This is a genomic window from Aphanizomenon sp. UHCC 0183, from assembly GCF_009712065.1.
Lineage (GTDB): Bacteria > Cyanobacteriota > Cyanobacteriia > Cyanobacteriales > Nostocaceae > Dolichospermum > Dolichospermum heterosporum.
On the sequence record NZ_VILC01000016.1, the window covers coordinates 1 to 17,996 of the forward strand.

Annotated in this window: 19 protein-coding genes, 1 tRNA gene and 1 pseudogene; 14 read left to right on the forward strand and 7 right to left on the reverse strand. The window is 37.1% G+C overall.

Annotated elements, in window-relative coordinates:
- Positions 1 to 11: 11 nt before the first annotated feature.
- Together FJR37_RS07590 and bchM are read right to left on the reverse strand one after the other, a co-directional pair.
- Complete coding sequence (locus FJR37_RS07590; RefSeq protein WP_053539260.1) at positions 12 to 269, reverse strand: hypothetical protein; 258 nt, start codon at positions 267 to 269, stop codon at positions 12 to 14.
- Positions 270 to 1,221: 952 nt separating this feature from the next.
- The gene (gene bchM, locus FJR37_RS07595) at positions 1,222 to 1,914 is read right to left on the reverse strand and encodes a magnesium protoporphyrin IX methyltransferase (RefSeq protein WP_039204768.1); all 693 of its coding nucleotides are present in this window, start codon (positions 1,912 to 1,914) and stop codon (positions 1,222 to 1,224) included.
- 86 nt (positions 1,915 to 2,000) lie between these two features.
- Between bchM and FJR37_RS27400 the strand changes: the two genes are divergently transcribed.
- Positions 2,001 to 2,132 carry a hypothetical protein gene (locus FJR37_RS27400; RefSeq protein WP_256366869.1) on the forward strand — a complete coding sequence of 44 codons (132 nt, stop codon included), beginning with the start codon at positions 2,001 to 2,003 and terminating at the stop codon, positions 2,130 to 2,132.
- On the opposite strand, the gene FJR37_RS07600 is transcribed toward FJR37_RS27400, so the two are convergent.
- Positions 2,121 to 2,618, reverse strand: a complete 498-nt coding sequence (locus FJR37_RS07600; RefSeq protein ID WP_039204747.1) for a DUF937 domain-containing protein — start codon at positions 2,616 to 2,618, stop codon at positions 2,121 to 2,123. The two genes, FJR37_RS27400 and FJR37_RS07600, sit on opposite strands and share 12 nt — an antisense overlap.
- A gap of 1,169 nt (positions 2,619 to 3,787) precedes the next feature.
- Between FJR37_RS07600 and FJR37_RS07605 the strand changes: the two genes are divergently transcribed.
- The 5 genes and pseudogenes from FJR37_RS07605 to FJR37_RS26915 all read left to right on the forward strand — a co-directional run bounded on the left by FJR37_RS07605 (position 3,788) and on the right by FJR37_RS26915 (position 8,617).
- Positions 3,788 to 5,329: a YcjF family protein gene (locus FJR37_RS07605; protein ID WP_039204748.1), complete on the forward strand. Its 1,542-nt coding sequence runs from the start codon at positions 3,788 to 3,790 to the stop codon at positions 5,327 to 5,329.
- Between the two features lie 239 nt (positions 5,330 to 5,568).
- Entirely contained in the window at positions 5,569 to 7,341 is a 1,773-nt protein-coding gene (locus FJR37_RS07610) for a serine/threonine-protein kinase (RefSeq protein ID WP_039204752.1), read from the forward strand.
- A 24-nt stretch (positions 7,342 to 7,365) separates the two neighbouring features.
- Positions 7,366 to 7,684 (forward strand): annotated as a pseudogene (locus tag FJR37_RS07615) (RNA polymerase sigma factor SigF); the annotation flags it as partial.
- 521 nt (positions 7,685 to 8,205) lie between these two features.
- Positions 8,206 to 8,343, forward strand: a complete 138-nt coding sequence (locus FJR37_RS26910; protein ID WP_254434535.1) for a four helix bundle protein — start codon at positions 8,206 to 8,208, stop codon at positions 8,341 to 8,343.
- Between the two features lie 25 nt (positions 8,344 to 8,368).
- Positions 8,369 to 8,617, forward strand: a complete 249-nt coding sequence (locus FJR37_RS26915) for a four helix bundle protein (RefSeq protein WP_250636668.1) — start codon at positions 8,369 to 8,371, stop codon at positions 8,615 to 8,617.
- Positions 8,618 to 8,690: 73 nt separating this feature from the next.
- On the opposite strand, the gene FJR37_RS07625 is transcribed toward FJR37_RS26915, so the two are convergent.
- From FJR37_RS07625 to FJR37_RS07635, 3 genes are all read right to left on the reverse strand, one after another.
- A complete protein-coding gene (locus tag FJR37_RS07625) occupies positions 8,691 to 8,954 on the reverse strand; it encodes a hypothetical protein (protein WP_039204756.1) in 264 nt (87 codons plus the stop codon).
- 114 nt (positions 8,955 to 9,068) lie between these two features.
- Positions 9,069 to 9,215, reverse strand: coding sequence for a hypothetical protein (locus FJR37_RS07630; RefSeq protein WP_160290056.1), 147 nt, complete (start codon positions 9,213 to 9,215; stop codon positions 9,069 to 9,071).
- A 288-nt stretch (positions 9,216 to 9,503) separates the two neighbouring features.
- Positions 9,504 to 9,576 (reverse strand) — tRNA-His (locus FJR37_RS07635).
- 123 nt (positions 9,577 to 9,699) lie between these two features.
- Between FJR37_RS07635 and FJR37_RS07640 the strand changes: the two genes are divergently transcribed.
- From FJR37_RS07640 to FJR37_RS07670, 7 genes are all read left to right on the forward strand, one after another.
- On the forward strand, positions 9,700 to 10,080 hold the full coding sequence (locus FJR37_RS07640; protein ID WP_039204758.1) for a DUF4359 domain-containing protein: 381 nt from the start codon (positions 9,700 to 9,702) through the stop codon (positions 10,078 to 10,080).
- Positions 10,081 to 10,141: 61 nt separating this feature from the next.
- Positions 10,142 to 11,491: a serine/threonine-protein kinase gene (locus FJR37_RS07645; RefSeq protein WP_039204759.1), complete on the forward strand. Its 1,350-nt coding sequence runs from the start codon at positions 10,142 to 10,144 to the stop codon at positions 11,489 to 11,491.
- Between the two features lie 55 nt (positions 11,492 to 11,546).
- Positions 11,547 to 11,801, forward strand: coding sequence for a hypothetical protein (locus FJR37_RS07650; RefSeq protein WP_039204761.1), 255 nt, complete (start codon positions 11,547 to 11,549; stop codon positions 11,799 to 11,801).
- On the forward strand, positions 11,798 to 12,313 hold the full coding sequence (locus FJR37_RS07655) for a type II toxin-antitoxin system VapC family toxin (protein WP_254434534.1): 516 nt from the start codon (positions 11,798 to 11,800) through the stop codon (positions 12,311 to 12,313). The genes FJR37_RS07650 and FJR37_RS07655 overlap by 4 nt, the downstream gene beginning before the upstream one ends.
- A gap of 123 nt (positions 12,314 to 12,436) precedes the next feature.
- Positions 12,437 to 13,255, forward strand: a complete 819-nt coding sequence (rsmA, locus tag FJR37_RS07660) for a 16S rRNA (adenine(1518)-N(6)/adenine(1519)-N(6))-dimethyltransferase RsmA (RefSeq protein WP_039204764.1) — start codon at positions 12,437 to 12,439, stop codon at positions 13,253 to 13,255.
- Positions 13,256 to 13,314: 59 nt separating this feature from the next.
- Positions 13,315 to 14,262, forward strand: coding sequence for a 4-(cytidine 5'-diphospho)-2-C-methyl-D-erythritol kinase (gene ispE / locus FJR37_RS07665; protein ID WP_168465707.1), 948 nt, complete (start codon positions 13,315 to 13,317; stop codon positions 14,260 to 14,262).
- Between the two features lie 24 nt (positions 14,263 to 14,286).
- Entirely contained in the window at positions 14,287 to 14,610 is a 324-nt protein-coding gene (locus FJR37_RS07670) for a DUF3082 domain-containing protein (protein WP_039204766.1), read from the forward strand.
- A 668-nt stretch (positions 14,611 to 15,278) separates the two neighbouring features.
- Here FJR37_RS07670 and FJR37_RS07675 read toward each other — a convergent pair.
- Positions 15,279 to 16,151 (reverse strand): DNA-binding response regulator, encoded by an 873-nt coding sequence (locus FJR37_RS07675; protein ID WP_168465708.1) that lies wholly within the window; start codon positions 16,149 to 16,151, stop codon positions 15,279 to 15,281.
- A 1,557-nt stretch (positions 16,152 to 17,708) separates the two neighbouring features.
- Between FJR37_RS07675 and FJR37_RS07680 the strand changes: the two genes are divergently transcribed.
- Positions 17,709 to 17,930 carry a HetP family heterocyst commitment protein gene (locus FJR37_RS07680; protein WP_027403825.1) on the forward strand — a complete coding sequence of 74 codons (222 nt, stop codon included), beginning with the start codon at positions 17,709 to 17,711 and terminating at the stop codon, positions 17,928 to 17,930.
- Positions 17,931 to 17,996: the final 66 nt, after the last annotated feature.

Sequence of the window (17,996 nt, forward strand, 5' to 3'; positions counted from 1 at the left end):
TGACTAACAACCTAAACTTCTTCAGAACCGTTACTTGGAAAAGGTTGTTCACCGATTTTCAGTTGTTTTTTTGATTGTTTCAACTGTTTCCAAAGTAACTTAATCTGATCATAAGCCTCATCTGGTGAGATTTTGCCACCAGTTTCTAAATTGCAAATATAACTAACCTTTTGGGCAAATTCCTGCAAATTCGCATTAAATACCAAGTTTTCTGGTTTGACATGACCATAATAGCGACCACGGGGATAGAGAAAATCTTCTTTGCTCATCATTTTTTTTCTCCATTGACTCAACTGCTCTATAAAACTTATATAATACTGACAGCCCAGAGTGCCTTAAGCTATACATTCCTGTTTGTTTCCCCTGTTGGTGATCAAAATAGATGGATAGCTCTGTCTTCATAGCTCCTCTACTTTTTCAGAATGGAATAATAGATAAAACTATTACATCCTGGTGATAGTTTAGAGTGGCGTGAGCCATAGGTGGGGCTTTAGGACAGTTATTCACGTTTAGTTATTCTCTAATTTATTAACAACAGATTGTATTAAATTCAATATGTTATTAATATATCTCTTAAGATAGATTAATACATTCCTTTTTGCAATACTTGGCAAAACTTTCCTTGTAAACTATAATTATACATCTAAATTAGAATAATTGAAAATACAAGTATTTGATGACTAAATAGGGTTCGCGGAAGAAGTCTTTTCCTTAGGGCTAGTACCGCAAAGCGGAAGTCAAAAGTCAAAGGTCAAAAGTAATGTTAAGCAAGCTTTTTGACGATTGAGAATGGTTGGTGTATTTACGCCGCAGTGTAATAGGAGTCAGGGGGAAGAAAGAAGATTCGGATCATTAAGTAGTGAGACAGAATTAATTATACTCAAAACGGCTTGATTGTTTGATTCTAAACGTAGGGGTAAAGCAAGAGCTTCATTGGTGTCAACTTAACGTAAAACCTCTATCCCGCAAAGAACTCAAGTCATCTCATTCCCAGTCTCTGACTGGGAATGAATTCTAGAAGGCTCTGCCTTCAATAATATTTAGAGGCAGAGCCTCATCAACTGCATTCCTAGTCAGAGACTAGGAACGAGATGTGGTAGGGATTTGAGCTTAAGTTGACACCAATGAGCTTTTGCTTTACCCCTACACATCCGGGTTCTTTGTCATTTGGCAAAAGTTTAAATCTTACCCGTGTTTAGTATATCAATTGTAATTTACTATCTACACAGATGTACGAGTTGCTTCTAGTAAACTGGAAAAGTAAAACTTTGTTCGCGCCATAGCTTGCCGTTGGATTGAAAAGCCATTTTTTTCCAAGATTTTGATAACATCAGCTTTAGGATGTAAATAAGCGCGAGTGGTTTTACTTGGACCAGGAAAGAAAGTACCGATTTTTTTGAGGATAGTCAGGAAGAAAGTTTTAGGCGCAAAACTGAGAATAATCCGTGATTGTGCTAAAGAACACAAATGAGAAATCATCTCGTCAGCTTTTTCTTGAGGGTAGTGAATCAGAACATCCAAACAGATAACAGTGTGATAATTACCACTCAAAGATTCCAAATCCTGTACCGTAAAAGAGGGGTTTACAGTATTTGACAAAGCCATTACAGCCCTATCCTGAGCTTCTGATACCATTTTGGCAGAAATGTCGCTGGCATAGACCTTAGCACCACTCATAGCTAGAGGAATACTCAGACTACCGACACCACACCCAGCATCACAAATTGATAATGATGGTAAATTGTTGTCAGCTTTTAACCAGCCGATGACATTATCTACAGTTTGTTGATGTCCAGTGCGAATGTCTAGCTGAACCTTGTTGACTTCACCATCACCATAGATGCGTTGCCACCGATCAAAGCCTGTGGAGTTGAAGTATTCGCGGACTATTGTTTTATCGTCGGCTGCGTTCATAAACTCAATTGTTAATTGTTCACAATTCTTAAAATTATCATTTGTCATACCAATTATATGTGAGGCTGCACAGAATCATGAAATCCATGAATTTATCCGTCTTTATCTGCGTTTATCTGTGGTCAATTATTCTTGAAGTCTTATTCTATGCAGCTTCATCTGAATTTGGTATCAGTAAATTCCCAGAGACAAAAATTCCAGCTAGTTTATATTCTTAAAAACTTACTAGCTAATTTAATCGCGTCCATAATGTCTACATCACCATCACCGTCAGCATCTAGAAATTTATTGAGTAATGGATTACCACCAGATTGTAAAAAATTCAAAATTAAAGGGACTAAAGTTGGTAATAATTGTTGAATTGTATTCACATCTAAGCTAGTACCCTGAGCAGCATTTTCCGCTACTTGTGCTTGGATATCTGGAGAAAATAAGGTATCTACAGCTTGGGAATCGGCTGAAGTTCCGGCAAATTGATTTACCAACTCTTGTACGGCTTCACTTCCGTCAGTAGCTTGTTTTGCCTGCAAAGATGATTGTACTTGTTTACCAACAACTGATAGAACTGATTGCATGGTGGCAGAGTCTGAGCCAATGCCATTACCTAATTGTTTAACTGTGGTGGCAATATTTATCAAGTTATCCAAACCACCTGGCTGATTGGAATTACTAACTGCACCAAGAATTTGATCAAATAGCCCCATTAATTTTTTCCTGTTGTTTTTAATATCTCTAATTATCAATGATACAGCAAAATCAAGTAATCACCAGTTAGAAATCAGGAATAAAGTCAAAATCATTATATTGATGAATAAGTAATCGGTAAAGATATAGTAAATTATGTACCTTGATGAAAATCAGAATGAAAGGTAATTTTTCCCTGATGGTTATCATCGGTAAAATTCTGGATTTTGATGAGATTTTTCTTGTATAGTATCAATAGGATTACTTAAAATTTTCATAAAAAATTGATATGATAATCTTGTATAACCATAATCACTATTTGTAAAAGTTTTGTTGGTAAATCAGCAAATAAGAGACATTCTTGATGGACTAAGATTGCTTTTTCTCTGGCTGTTTGAAAATAGCTATTGTCTACTAATCACCCTCCAGATGTACCTAAAACTGCTATTCCCAGAGAAAGACTATACCTCAGGATAACTTTTTGTTGATCCTCGCGCGGGAGAATAATTTTTTAAAAGAGCTAAAATGTTTAAACTCAGAGATAAAATTCATAAGAATACCCGGTAAGTGGGAAACTCAGTGGCTTGGCTCCCTGAGAGGGAAACGACACTTCGACAAGCTCAGTGACCACACCAGCAGTTCGACAAGCTCACTGACCACGGTTTTAACCGCTGTGGATATTAAAATTGAAACCAGATTTTTGATTGGAACCTGGAAACCAACTCCCATTTCTGGGGTAATGTTAGCTAGATGCCTCCGGCACGCTGGCGCGAACGACCTGTTATAAGAGCTTGCTTGAGCTTGCAACACTGTTCCAGTGACCTTAGAACTGTTTAATCACAAGCGACAGAGCAGGGAACTAGCTATGCCTGACGGCACGCTGGCGCGAACGCATTCCGGGGTGTCGTGACTCAAATAACGGCTACCCTTAGACTAGGCTCAGGGTGGTCTGGTCAGCACGGCTTGCTTGATTACTCTTGCAAGCCCAGTCCCTTTAGGGCTGGGTTACTGACATTGTAACTCGGCATTTAACTTTCCCATGAATTGAGAGCAGGTAGAAAATGGAGAATTTAACAGTCAGTCAATCAGGCAACACTACACATACACTTAAATATTAGTTTATCAAAAATTGTTGCTTTTTACTTTCTAGCTGAGAAAACCACTGTATAAGTAATAACTTCTATCCTTCATGCCTTTGTCTCGTATTGTTACACTAATTGTTGGCCTAATCGTCATTTTGGCGTTAACCCTATGGCTAATTGATTCTCTTTCCCGCTTGTACTGGCAGTTGTCCTATTCGCCGTTGTTGGGTAATTTACTATTATTACTGCTAGTTTTACTGATTGGTGGTTTGATTGCTGCGTTTGTTTATTATGTATTGGTGCTGCGGCAGGGGGAGGAAAAATCCCGTCGTCAACGTCAAAGGGTGACTTCTGCCCAAATTCCAGCAGCTAAATCGGATGCGGCTTCTTCTACTTTGCAAGCGGTACGTCAACAAGTAGCCCAAATTCAAGATGAGGTGACACGCCAAGCTTTACTGAGTCGGACTAAGGAAATTGAGGCGAATTTAGCGAGAGGGGAAATTCAGGTTGTTGTTTTTGGTACTGGTAGTGCTGGTAAAACTTCCCTGGTGAATGCGATTATGGGGCGGATAGTTGGTGAAGTGAATGCACCAATGGGGACGACTCAGGTGGGAGAAACCTATTGTTTACGGTTGAAGGGTTTGGAACGGAAGATATTAATTACTGATACTCCAGGGATTTTAGAACCGGGGGTGGCAGGTACGGAACGGGAACAATTGGCTAGGGCTTTGGCGACGGAGGCGGATTTGTTGTTATTTGTGGTGGATAATGATTTACGCCGTTCTGAATATGAACCATTGCGGGGGTTGGCGGAAATTGGTAAGCGATCGCTTTTAGTTCTAAATAAAACAGATTTATACACTGAAACTGACATAGAATCAATCTTGGCGAGATTACGGGAGCGGGTACGGGGTTTTATTGCTACTAATGATGTGGTGGCGATCGCTGCCAATCCCCAAATAGCCCAATTAGAAACTGGCGAAACTTTCCAACCCGAAGCGGATATTATCCCTTTGTTACGGCGTATGGCTTCCATTTTACGCGCTGAAGGTGAAGATTTAGTGGCAGACAATATTCTCTTACAGTCTTTACGCTTAGGAGAAGAAGCCCGTAAACTGATAGATTCTCAGCGTCGTCGGCAAGCTGATAAAATTGTTGAGCGGTATCAATGGATTGGAGCAGGTGTGGTTTCTGTCACCCCATTGCCAATGGTAGACTTACTCGCCACTGCGGCGGTTAATGCTCAAATGGTGGTAGAAATTGGCAGGCTTTACGGTTGCGATTTAAACATGGAAAGGGGCAAGGAATTAGCCCTATCTTTAGGAAAAACTATTGCTGGTTTAGGGATTGTCAAAGGGGCAATTGAATTATTATCAACGGCTTTGCAACTCAATGTGGCTACTTTTATTGTGGGAAGAGCAATTCAAGGGGTGACAGCCGCATATTTAACCCGCATTGCTGGGAAAAGTTTTATTGAATACTTTCGTCATGATCAAGATTGGGGTGATGGGGGGATGACAGAAGTTGTGCAGCAACAATTTCAGATTAATCGCCGCGATGAGTTTATCAAAGTTTTTGTGCAAGAAGCGATCGCTAAAGTCGTCAAACCATTAACTGATACATTTGCAGAAAAAGAAGATTATAAGTAAAAACACTGAAATAATTATTAAATATTTCACATAAGTAGGTTGGCGTTGAAAATTGTCGTTATGGCAAGGCAAAAGGCAAGAGGCAAGAGGCAAGAGTGAAGAGGGTTTAGGCGATTTTACATTTCTTTACACAGTTTGGTTTTATTGTGTTCACCTACTTACTGAATTATTTTCTATAATTCCGGAAAATAGTAGCCGATGTCAGAAAAGATATAGAAGGATTTCTGAGTAATTAGATCATGAATAACCAAATGATCGGCAAACTATTACAAGAGCGTTACCAAATTGTTCAACCACTTAGTGCCGGAGTGTTTGGGCAAACATTTATCGCGGTAGATATGCACCATCCAGAAAAACCTAGATATGTTGTTAAACAACTCAAAGTTAACAACTATCAATCTACCTCCTATTTTGACTATCTCAGACTACGGTTTTTAACAGAAACTGAAACTCTCAAACACTTAGGTCGCCATCCCCAAATTCCCGAATTAATTACCTGCTTTCAAGAAAATGAACGTTTTTATTTAGTACAACAATTTATTCCTGGAGAGTCTTTAGCAGCAGAACTACCAACTAGCCCCCAAAGCTCAAGTAAATGGAGTGAAATTGACGTTATTAAATTTCTAGAAGATGCCCTATATATTCTCGAATTTGTTCACTCTCAAGGCTTTATTCATTGCGATATTAAACCAGAAAACCTAATTAGACGAGCTATAGATGCCAGATTAGTATTAATTAATTTTGGCTCAATTCAACCAATAGATTTTAGTATTGAAACCGAATTATCCATAGATCAAATTCCTGTAACATCCTTGGGTTACATTCCTCCAGAACAATTCATTGGTCAAACTCAACCCAATAGTGACCTTTACTCCTTGGGCATAATTGCTATTCAGGCTATTACAGGACTTGCACCTCTGCAATTAGAAATTGATCCCAAAACCAATGAAATTATTTGGTGTGATGATGATACCCAAATTAATGATTATTTAATTGCTTTCCTCAATCAGATGATCCGTTATCAACATCAGGAACGGTTTCAATCCGCTCATGAAGCACTATGGGTACTCAAGCATATAGAATGGGTAAATAACCCAGCAGAAATACAAATATCAGAATCTCAATTATCTTATCAAACTATTGAAAAACCACATCAAAAATCCCAACCATTACTAGCAAAATTAAGATTAGGCTTATTAATTAATTCCGTTTTATTAGGGTTAGGAGTATATTCTTTATTTAATAATTCTCAAGCTTACTCAGCCACAGAAACTTTATATAAAGCCATAGCCAAATATCAATCTGGAGACTTACAAAAAGCAATTAATTTAGCTCAGTCAATCCCTCTTGATAGTAATATTTATGCAGAAGCACAAGCCTCAATTGAAGAATGGCAACAGCAATGGCAAAAAGACGCAGAGCATTATATTTCAGCAGAAAAAGCATTCAAAGAAAGTCGGTGGACAGACATATTAACTCACGCGGCTAAAGTTACAGTTAATTCTTATTGGCAAGCAAAAATTCAGCCCCTAGTTGAACAAGCAAAAGTAAATATCGAAGCCCAAGCACAAACATTATTAGCCAAAGCCTATGCAAAAGCTGAAGAAAGAGATTTCTCAACAGCTTTATATTACTTACAACAAATACCTGAAGAAAGCTCCGCTGGCACTATAGTTAAACAAAAATTAGCTGAATATAATCAAAAACGTCAAGTTAGATCGGGATATTATGTATATCAAGCCCACAATCAAGCATCTGTAGGTGACTTTTTTGGGGCAATTAAACTCCTGGAAAGAGTTCCCAAAGATACTGATGTCTATGCACAAGCAAGAGTCAAACTACAAGAATATTCCCAAAAGTTACGTCTACGTAATCAACAACAAGAATTAGCGACACTAAAAACAGTTCCTGTTATTGAAGTACAAAACACACCTACCGATAAACGCGCCGTTGAGCGTAGAGTATTTTTGCAACCAGAAGATTATTTACAGGAAGTAAATATTCGTAATTAGGGTTTGCTGATAGTCATTGGTGTCATGAGTTTAGATAATACAGTATCTAATTACGTAAATTCCCCAGTCACCTGGGCTGATTTGCTTCCCTGTCATCATAGCATCGCACTTCAGCAACAGCAAGAAGAAAAAGAGCAGCTAGAAGGAGAAATAAGTATGCTAGATGATAAACCCAGAATGGCGGTGGAGTTAGTATTTTTTAAACAATTAACTCGCAAGGATGCTGCTAAGAAGATTGGGGTTTTGAACGGCTACACCAATGACAGTAACACGATATCTGCAAAAAGGTTTGCAACAGTTGATTACTTATTTACAACCAACCTCCATTGCGACTGGATCTTAAAGTATTGGCAAAAATACGGAGATTTGTGGTTTTTGGCATTTTGGCATTTTTTCGACCTGTTACATTGCTATTGTGGGTACGCGAATGTCTTTGTGCGATAATTCCGACTTGCAGAATCCCTCGGTCTATAACCGGGGGTCTTTTTTATTTATTCAATTAGACAGAAATGAATTAATTTTAAACGTTCCTACAGATAGATATAACTATATGAAAATAAAGTTAAATTCATAAGTGAACTAGTCCACATTCCAATGTCTTTAATCATAGCCTCCAGTGGTTTTCAAGCTGGAGGTAATTTTTTATCAATCTTTTATGATAAAGGTTTGAATGATAAATATCTATCTACATCATTGAAATACTTTTTCTAGATTATCTTGTTCTCCTTGTAATAAAGTAGTTATGGCTCTACCGGACTTAGTATGCTAAAATAACGAAAATAGGGAACAGGGAACTCTTAACTGGGAACAGGAAGAATGTCGGATATTAATGACTTTAAAGACTTAATGATTTGGCAAAAAGGGATGGATATTGCTGAAAAGTGCTATTTCCTCACTAAACTTTTTCCCAAAGACGAGCTATATTCTATGGTTCAACAAATCCGAACAAGTGCAGTATCCATTCCAGCTAATATAGCTCTTATGATATGGGCGACGATATAGAGGAGAATATATAAGATTTTTAAACATAGCGCAAGGGTCAGTTAATGAATTAGAAACTCACCTAATTTTATCTAAGCGAGTAGGATTATGCTCAGAAAAAGATATAGAAATGATTCTTAATTTGTTAAAAGAGGAAAGCAGAATAATTATTAGTCTTAGAGACTTCCAAGAAATAAATTATCCTAAGAAACGAACCACAGAGGCACAGAGTACACAGAGAGAGAATTTCTGCATCAGTTTTGGGACATTTTTTTATTTGGAAGTCTCTTATTAAAAAACTAGAAAATTAAAATTTTTTCCCTGTTCCCAGTTAAGAGTTCCCTGTTCCCTTCTCTCAACTTCTCACTTTAGCATAACAAGTACCGAAGAACCGTAGTTATCTGTGTATAATCATTAAATAATGAGGCTTGATCAAGAGTAGCTATTGTTTCTAAATCTTTAATAAAATTTTGTATTTTTTTGTTCTCACCTCGTGCTTTTCGCCAATGATGAGATTTTGCTAATTTATAAATCTGTTGACTGGATTGAGATATTTTAGCTAGATTAGCTGCAAAATGATTTTTATTTTCAGAACTAGTAATAAGTAATTGGACAAAAATATTTACAGTCATTGCGAGCGAAGGGAAGCAATCACAACCCTGGCGATTGCTTCATTTCACTTCGTTCCATATGGCTAACGCCACGCTACGCTTACGCAATGACATTGTGTAATTAATTCTGTCTCACTACTTATTTGGTAATTCTTCTAGAAGGAGGTGCTTAATTTGTAGTTCTTGCTGTGGCGATAAATTGCTATATATATAATTATTCTGAATTAATTCCCAATTATTAATACTATCGTTACTTTCTATATTATTGTCATGTTGAACCATAATTGCAATTGGCGATCGCACTTCATAATTAAATATAACTTTTAGCTTAAACAGTAGAAGCCTCTCACCTACCCGATAGGGAGGTGATGAGATGAATACAATACGCGCGAGTGACGAATTGCCCAACGAGCAAAATTAAGCGCAGCTTAATCAGTGTTGTTTGGTGATGTTAGCGCAGCGGCACGAAGTGCGGAATGAACACTTTCTTGATTTTTCTTTCAAATATTTGATATAATTTTCAACAGTAGGTGTAACTGTCTCAACAATTATTAATACTGAACAAAAAAGGGCGAACGACGGGATTCGAACCCGCGCGTGGTGGTACCACAAACCACTGCCTTAACCACTTGGCTACGCTCGCCATTCAATTTACTTCTGTAAGTCTAGCACGACCTGAGAAAAATGATCAAGTTTTTTGCCAGAAATTAGATAATTTTCTTGGTAGTCTTTAAAAGATTAACCACTATACTGGGTCGAGCTAAAAATGAAACCTTTAACTATGATTATATGCGTAGGAGCAGTGGGCGTTACTGTTCTAGGGGCAATTATGGCGAAAACTAACCCTAATCAGGAAGAGTATGAAAAGTATGCAGTCCAAAAGCTGACAACATACTTGGAAACTGATGTATGTAAAAAAACACCAAGCTTTTTGGAAAAGTTAATTAAAGTTAATTGTGAACAGTTGCTTAATTCCGCTACGCCACATATTAAGGAACTGATTACTACTACTACTAACCGGCAAGACTATATGATATTTAGTATTTACCGGACTCAAATCAAACTGGATGCTTGGATACCAGGGTACAAATTTGAAACGGTGGGGGCATTAAATCAATTTTATACTTATAATGCTGAGGAAAAATAAATCGGCGTAGGTCAAATGAAGACTTAATATATAAGTAGTTCTGAAAAATAACTACTATGTGATGAGTTTTTGTACTAACTGTTTGTACCCGCAAAATTCTGATGATGCGCGATTTTGTCTTAAGTGTGGTAGGTTAATTTTACTTAAAGAGCGATATCGTCCCCTTTATCCTCTAGGGAAGGGTGGCTTTGGGAGAACAATATTAGGTGTAGATGAACATATCCCTTCTCAACCTCAATGCGCGATTAAACAACTTTGCTTTCCCGAGGAAAATCCAGCGGATTTTAAAAAAGCGGTGGAATTGTTTCGTCAGGAAGCATTACGTTTAGATGAGTTGCATCATCCTCAAATTCCCCAATTATTGGCATATTTTGAGCAGGAAAACAGGTTGTATTTAATACAAGAGTTGATATCTGGACAGACATTAGCGCAGGAATTGACGCAGGAAGGGGTTTTTAATGAAGAGAAAATCCAGAAACTACTGCAAGATTTATTACCTGTGTTGGAATTTGTGCATAGTCATCATGTGATTCATAGAGATATTAAGCCGGAAAATATCATGCGAAAATCTTCTGGGGGAGATTTGGTGTTGATTGATTTTGGTGTGGCTAAGTTTATTTCTGCCACTGGGATGATGAAAACAGGAACAACTATTGGTAGTCCTGAATATATGGCTCCTGAACAAATGCGGGGTAAGGTGTTACCAGCTAGTGATCTTTATAGTTTGGGTGTGAGTTGTATTCAGTTGTTGACGGAGATTTCTCCTTTTGATTTATATGATGATACAAGCGATCGCTGGGTTTGGCGAGATTATTTACTGCCGGAAAATCCGGTGACACCACATCTGGGTGGAATTATTGATAAACTCATTCATAATGCTTTGGCTCAACGTTACAAATCTGCACAAGAAGTCCTAGCAGCAATAGAAATAAAAACACAAACAGGGAAGAAACAGCAACCTACTACTCTCCGTTCTGATACTGGTGTTAATTACCAGCAGTTACGTGATTTCCTGGCATGGAAACAGTGGGAAAAAGCAGATAAAGAAACTTGGGCGTTAATGTGTCAAGCTTTATCTAAAGGGAGAGTCACTTATTTATCTAATAGTGATTTGGAAAGTTTGCCTTGTCAGGATTTACAAATAATCGATCAATTGTGGACAAAATATAGTCAAGGACATTTTGGTTTTAGTATTCAAACCCAAATTTATTATAGCTGTGATACCGACTATGCCCAATTTTGTAGTACGGTAGGTTGGTATTTGCCCTATGCTACTTCCCCCCGACAACAATTATCTTTTAAGTTATCTGCACCAATAGGTCATTTACCTTCTCACTTTTGGGCTAGTGGTACTCAGTTAGGAAAACACATGAAAGCTTTAGCTGGAAAGGTGGCAAGCTGTTACAATTAGTTTAAAATGGATATCCCAGCGTTAATGTCTTTTTCTGTAGTAGTAGCGAGGCAATATGACAACACAAGTTGTACTAGGAAATATTAATCCTGTTGTATTAGAAAAATTACAGGGTTTAGCTCAAAGCCATAACCGCAGTTTGGAAGATGAAGTTAAGACAATTTTGGAAAATTTTGTAGAGGCTGAATTAGTCAATCAAGAATCGGTTACTGCACAAGCGTGGAAAAAAATAGATATTGCACGTCAGCGTCATTTAGGTAAAATTTTTAGTGATAGTGTTGAACTTTTGCGTGAGGATCGAAACTGTTGAGTAAATTTGTAGTAGATGCAAATGTAGGGATTAAATGGGTACTACCGGAAATTCATTCAGAAGCAGCATTGCGTTTGAATAAACCAAATTACCAATTATTAGTTCCTGATTTCTTTTTTCCAGAAATTGGCAATATTTTATGGAAGCGGGTACGTCGAGGAGAAATGAATTTAGATGATGCTCAAAATGATTTAGAATTACTTTTGGGATTGCCTTTACAAATTTGTTTATCTCCTCGTTTAATGCCAATGGCTTTAGAAATTGCAGTAAGAGTTCAGCAAGCTGTTTATGATTGTGTATATCTAGCGCTGGCAGTAAATAATAATTGTAAAATGGTGACGGCTGATGAAAGATTTTATAATGCACTGTCTCATGATAAACTATTTAATTATTTGTGTTGGATAGAAGATTTACGATTAATTTTATTAAAGAAATATGTGAATACAAGAAAGACCTTTGCTATTATTTGTAGGTTAGAGATGGCATTGATAAGGTTTCAAGTTACATTTTGAAGTGTGATATGTAAGTGATTTGTGGTATTATTAAGAATGGACTTACATCATTAAGTATAATAAAGATTGTTATTGTCCAATAAAATAATCCTGATAATAAGTCTAATTTTTAATGGCAATAAAATGATTCAACCCCGTAAACAGTTTGCTCAACATTGGTTAAAAAGTGATAAAGCTCTGAACGCAATTGTCCAAGCGGCTAATTGTCACGAAACTGATAAAGTTTTAGAAATTGGTCCGGGTACAGGAATTCTCACTCGTCGGTTATTACCGCTGGTGAAATCTCTATTAGCCGTAGAAATTGACCGAGATTTGTGTAAGTTACTGGCTAAACAATTGGGGGAAAAAGAAAATTTTCTCTTGCTACAGGGAGATTTTTTAACTCTTGATTTACCATCGCAATTAATAACATTTACTAATTTTCAGAATCAGAATAAAGTTGTTGCTAATATTCCTTATAATATTACTGGACCAATTATTGAAAAGTTACTGGGGACGATTTCTCATCCTAATCCAGAGCCTTATGATACGATTGTTTTGTTAGTACAGAAAGAAGTAGCCGAAAGATTATATGCTAAACCCGGTTCGAGAACTTTTGGGGCGTTGTCGGTGCGGGTGCAATATTTGGCGGATTGTGAGTTAATTTGTACTGTTCCGGCGGCGGCATTTGTGCCTCCACCCAAGGTAGATTCGGCTGTGGTGCGGTTGAGTCCTAAACAAATCGCAATTCCGGCTCATGACCCCAAAAAGTTAGAAACTCTGGTGAAATTGGGATTTGGGTCAAAGCGAAAAATGTTAAGAAATAATTTACAATCGGTAATTGAACGAGACAGCTTGACTCAATTACTGGAACAATTGGGAATAAATCCTCAAGTTCGCGCTGAAGACCTTGGTGTTGACCAATGGGTATCACTGGTAAATATTATAGGAAATGGTGAATAGTTCTCTTGCCTCTTGCCTCTTGCCTCTTGCCTTTTACCTCTTGCTACTAAATAACCGTTATGCGTTCTTACAGTTTAATTGCACCTGCCAAAATCAATTTGTATTTGGAAATTATCGGCAGTCGTCCTGACGGGTATCATGAATTAGCAATGATACTCCAAAGTATAGATTTGTCCGACCAAATTGATATTCATTCGTCCAGCACTGAAAATATTCGCGTTTATTGCAATCATCCTCAAGTACCTACAGATCAAACTAATTTAGTTTATCAAGCGGCGGCATTAATGGCTAAGGAATTTCCCAAAGCTTTTAGTAATTTTGGTGGTGTGGATATTACTATCAAAAAGCATATTCCTGTTGCTGCTGGTTTAGCGGGAGGTTCTAGTAATGCCGCAGCGGTGTTAGTGGGAATGGATTTACTTTGGAATTTGGGATTAACTCAATCAGAATTAGAAGAATTGGGGGCTGCTCTGGGCTCAGATGTGCCATTTTGTATTGGTGGGGGAACGGCAATTGCTACTGGTAGAGGTGAAGAACTTTCTCCTTTGCAAAGTTTGGATAATTTACATATAGTCTTGGCCAAATATCGCAGTTTGGAAGTTTCTACACCTTGGGCATATAAAACTTATCGGCAACAATTTGGGATTGATTATATTCAAGATTCGGAAGGTTTAGCGGCTCGTACTAGTGCTTTTCATTCAGAAGATATGGTGAAAGCTATCTTGAATAAGAATACAGAAAGCATTGCCCGAAAACTACATAATGATTTAGAGAAGGTTGTTTTACCAGCTTATCCTCAAGTATGGCAACTGCGGGAATTATTCGCCAGTCAACCTGGGGTTTTAGGGACAATGATGTCGGGTTCTGGTCCTTCTGTGTTTGCTATTGTTGAATCTCAAAATCAAGGGGAAATAGTCAAGGAACGGATACGTGAGTCTATTCCTGATGAGGATTTGGAATTGTTTGTCACCCATGCCATTAAACATGGAATTAAAATCGCTCAATAAAATTGCCTAATTTATTACTTTGCTATGAATCAACCGCAAGAAACGCCATCAGTAGATAGTTCTAATCAAGTCCAAGCAACTCCTTTACGCTGTATAACTGGGTCTGTGATATCGGGAGGATTTGCATTTGCTACTTATTCTTTAATGATAGCGATCGCCACTACTTTTGCCAATAAACCCACCCATTCTGATAACCAAACTGTGATCAACATTGCTTCTGCCGTGCGTACCCTAGTTGTAGGTATAGTAGCCTTGGGAGCGGGAATATTTGGGTTAGTTGCATTAGGTTTATTCGCCTTATCAATACAACTTTTTATCCAACAATTAAGCAATCCCAAAAGTAGTTAGTTTTATCTAATAGGAAATAGGGGGGTCATTTTTTCTGACTTTTAATTAGGGCTTGCTGAAAAAGTTGTCTGTGAGGGCTAGTAGTCTGTCAACCCGAAAATGACGGGTGAAGGCAAGCAGGGGGAGAAGAGAGGCACCGGGGGCAGGGGAGGGAAGAACAGAAGTTTTTTCCGCTCATTACCCGTCAAAATAAATTTGACGAACTACTAGAAGTATGGCTAACGCCACGCTGCGCTATCAGAAGGTAGGGGCGCAGGGCCTGCGCCCATTCGGGAATATCGCTAACACCTAACACCACGCTGCGCTATCAAGAGGATTTAGAAGAAGTTATAAGTAATTGGACAAAAATATTTACAGTCATTGCGAGCGAAGGGAAGCAATCACAACCCCTGCAATTGCTTCATTTCACTTCGTTCCATATGGCTAACGCCACGCTGCGCTAACGCAATGACATTGTGTAATTAATTCTGTCTCACTACTTAAGTAATATGAAGTCTGGAAAACTGAGCGATTTTTGATGCTACGATCATATTTTTCTTGCACCTCGTTCACCTTTTATACAGATGAAACTCTTCATGCCTCTGGGTTGTAGGTTTATATGGCTAACGCCACACTGCGCTATCAGCAAACCCTAATTAGGCGCAGGGACTGCGCCTCTACCTCCTGATTTAACTCCTCCCCGCAGGTACAGGGTTGAGTAATCGTGAGCGATTTTGCCTAAATTGCAACTTAGTCTTTGTCGAATCTGAATTTAACTGATGTTTTTTTCGCCAATTTCCGGGAGATAACCCATAATGTTGGCGAAACTGTCGAGAGAAATGAGGAGCATTTTGATAACCTATTTCAACAGCAATTTCCTCAATTGTCTGATTAGTATTTTCCAATAAAGATAAGGCTGCTACCATGCGCCGTTTCACAATCCAAACATTTATTGGCTTTCCTGTTTGTTTACCAACTTGGTTAGTTAAATATGCAGAAGAATAACCTACAGCTTCGGCAACATCAGATGAAGTAATTCCTTTTTGATAGTTAGCTTCTATATAATCGAAAATTATTTTTAAATGGGGAATATCTGGAAAAATTGACGGAGAATTTGCTGATGTATTAGGTAATTCTGTTGATGTTAGTTGATTGGGGTTTGTTGCATACCAATATCTAAAAAGAGCCTGTTTTTGTAATCTAATATTAACGGCTCGCAATAACTCATCCGTTGTTACAGGTTTAGTTAAATAATCATCTGCTCCCAATTCCATTGCTTTTCGTAAAGATGCCTTTGTATTAATAGCAGTCAAAAAAATAAAAGGAGTAATTGCTGTTAATGGATCTTCTCGGAGATGATTTAATAAGGTATAACCATCTATGTCTGGCATTACTAGGTCACAAATTACCAAATCAGGTAAATATTTCTTGATTAATTGCACTCCAGTTATACCATTTTCTAAACCTATGGCATTATAGCCTTGAGAGTGAAGACAATCTAAAACAAAATTGCGGTTGACAATATCATTATCAATGACGATAATTCTTTTTGTTTCGTACATAACTATTCCAATCACTAGATTTTGTTATTTTTAGCCGTTACTAAACTCTGTACCGATTTGCGGAAAAATTTTGGATATAAATAGGGCAAAAGGAAACATAAAATTCGAGTAAAGAGTTAATAAAATCTTGATAATTGCTATTGTTTCAATTAGTATTAGTAATTGATCTTTAGCAGATTTATGTTTAATCTTGAATAAATCTGATTTTATCAATAAAAAGTAAATACGTTCAACTTGGTTGCATGAAAAAAAATTAATGGTTGTTTTTATTACTTTTCACTTGAGTCACCCGGAAAAATGAACCTAATTCCATACCAATACTTGTCGGTTAAGCTCAAAAAATAGAATTACGTAGGGCTTGCTGATAGCGTAGCGTGGCGTTAGCCATATAAACCTAAAACCATTTATTAACAAAGGGTTTCGCGGATTTTTACCACAAAAAAGTGCAAGGTTTTGGCTAATGGTGTCTCAAAATAGGTGCATTTTTCTTTGTCGGATTTGGAAAATTGAGGATATCCAGACAGTTAAAACTGTTCCCTGTTAAGAGTTAAGAGTTCCCTGCCCTCACAGACAACTTATTCAGCAAACCCTACGTAGGTTGGGTTGAGAAACGAAACCAAACATTTATAAGCTTTTTTTGGGTTACGCTGTCGCTTGACAATCAAGATAGTCGCTACAAAAACTCTTAACCGAACAGTATTGAATTTCATACAATTGCCATATTGTCAATTAATATCTGTATAAGTAGTGAGACAGAATTAATTACACAATGTCATTGCGAACGAAGTGAAATGAAGCAATCGCAAGGGTTGTGATTGCTTCCCTTCGCTCGCAATGACTGTAAATATTTTTGTCCAATTACTTAAACTTTGGGATGGTGAGATTTGATAAATAGGTAAATTGTGAGTTATTTACCTGATTTTTCGAAATTTAGTCTCTTTTGCATTCAACTATGAAAGAAGATACAAGGTCATCTGTCGCCAGGAATATCTTTCTGCCTCAAATTAGCTGCTCATCATTTAGCATCCTCCCCAGGGTAGATAAATGATTTATTAAATTTATATATAACTATCAGCAAGAATCACTAAACGGCAAAATTAGGAAATCTGGAATAGATAAAAGTTAAGAAACAACATAAAAGGAGTAAGTAGGCGAACACAATAAAACCAAACTGTGTAAAGAAACGTAAAATCGCTGAAAACTTCTTTACTCTTGCCTTGCTATAACGACAATTTTCAACGCCAACCTACTTAATAATTTTACTGATAATCACTTACCAATTACTAAACTGAACGAAACAATTTTTAACTTGATTATACGAAAAAGTTAACCTAAAAAAACAAGAAAATAGTATATAATTGCGGCTAATAAATTTACACTTAAAAATCTAATATTTTGACAGTTAATTAGGGTTAAAAAATAAGAGCGAAAAAATTATCAAGTTAATCAAAGAATAATTCATATATTGAAAGAGTAACTTTGGGTAGTCTTAAAAAAGAGGCATGAAAAAATCTCAAAACCATTAGATGATTATGATTTTCAACAGGAGTGCATATTATGAGTCAAAATTTTAGCGATTATCATTCGTCTGTTAACAAAAAAATTAAGACTGAACAAATAGAGCAAATAATCAAAGCAATAATTGCGGGTAAATATTCTTGGGCTTGTGTTCTAGTTTTACAATTTGCTGGTTATAATCCTATGGACTATATACCCTATCGTACTTATATCAGATTACTTAAAACTAACTGCTTACTTGGTAATTCTCAGCAAAATTAACTTCCTATGAGAAAAGCTGAAGGATTTGATGGAAAATTAAAGTAGTTGCGGTTTTAAATCTGAATT

What these genes read in the sequence shown, in the direction of transcription:
- FJR37_RS07650 (WP_039204761.1), top strand. Translation starts at nt 11,547, where the DNA reads ATGACAACACAAGTTGTACTAGGAAATATTAATCCTGTTGTATTAGAA.
- FJR37_RS07640 (WP_039204758.1), top strand. Translation starts at nt 9,700, where the DNA reads ATGAAACCTTTAACTATGATTATATGCGTAGGAGCAGTGGGCGTTACT.
- FJR37_RS07610 (WP_039204752.1), top strand. Translation starts at nt 5,569, where the DNA reads ATGAATAACCAAATGATCGGCAAACTATTACAAGAGCGTTACCAAATT.
- FJR37_RS07675 (WP_168465708.1), bottom strand. Translation starts at nt 16,151, where the DNA reads ATGTACGAAACAAAAAGAATTATCGTCATTGATAATGATATTGTCAAC.
- FJR37_RS07605 (WP_039204748.1), top strand. Translation starts at nt 3,788, where the DNA reads ATGCCTTTGTCTCGTATTGTTACACTAATTGTTGGCCTAATCGTCATT.
- FJR37_RS07680 (WP_027403825.1), top strand. Translation starts at nt 17,709, where the DNA reads ATGAGTCAAAATTTTAGCGATTATCATTCGTCTGTTAACAAAAAAATT.
- FJR37_RS07630 (WP_160290056.1), bottom strand. Translation starts at nt 9,215, where the DNA reads ATGGTTCAACATGACAATAATATAGAAAGTAACGATAGTATTAATAAT.
- FJR37_RS07670 (WP_039204766.1), top strand. Translation starts at nt 14,287, where the DNA reads ATGAATCAACCGCAAGAAACGCCATCAGTAGATAGTTCTAATCAAGTC.
- rsmA (WP_039204764.1), top strand. Translation starts at nt 12,437, where the DNA reads ATGATTCAACCCCGTAAACAGTTTGCTCAACATTGGTTAAAAAGTGAT.
- ispE (WP_168465707.1), top strand. Translation starts at nt 13,315, where the DNA reads ATGCGTTCTTACAGTTTAATTGCACCTGCCAAAATCAATTTGTATTTG.
- FJR37_RS07600 (WP_039204747.1), bottom strand. Translation starts at nt 2,618, where the DNA reads ATGGGGCTATTTGATCAAATTCTTGGTGCAGTTAGTAATTCCAATCAG.
- bchM (WP_039204768.1), bottom strand. Translation starts at nt 1,914, where the DNA reads ATGAACGCAGCCGACGATAAAACAATAGTCCGCGAATACTTCAACTCC.
- FJR37_RS07645 (WP_039204759.1), top strand. Translation starts at nt 10,142, where the DNA reads ATGAGTTTTTGTACTAACTGTTTGTACCCGCAAAATTCTGATGATGCG.
- FJR37_RS27400 (WP_256366869.1), top strand. Translation starts at nt 2,001, where the DNA reads ATGAATTTATCCGTCTTTATCTGCGTTTATCTGTGGTCAATTATTCTT.
- FJR37_RS26910 (WP_254434535.1), top strand. Translation starts at nt 8,206, where the DNA reads ATGGATATTGCTGAAAAGTGCTATTTCCTCACTAAACTTTTTCCCAAA.
- FJR37_RS07625 (WP_039204756.1), bottom strand. Translation starts at nt 8,954, where the DNA reads ATGACTGTAAATATTTTTGTCCAATTACTTATTACTAGTTCTGAAAAT.
- FJR37_RS07590 (WP_053539260.1), bottom strand. Translation starts at nt 269, where the DNA reads ATGAGCAAAGAAGATTTTCTCTATCCCCGTGGTCGCTATTATGGTCAT.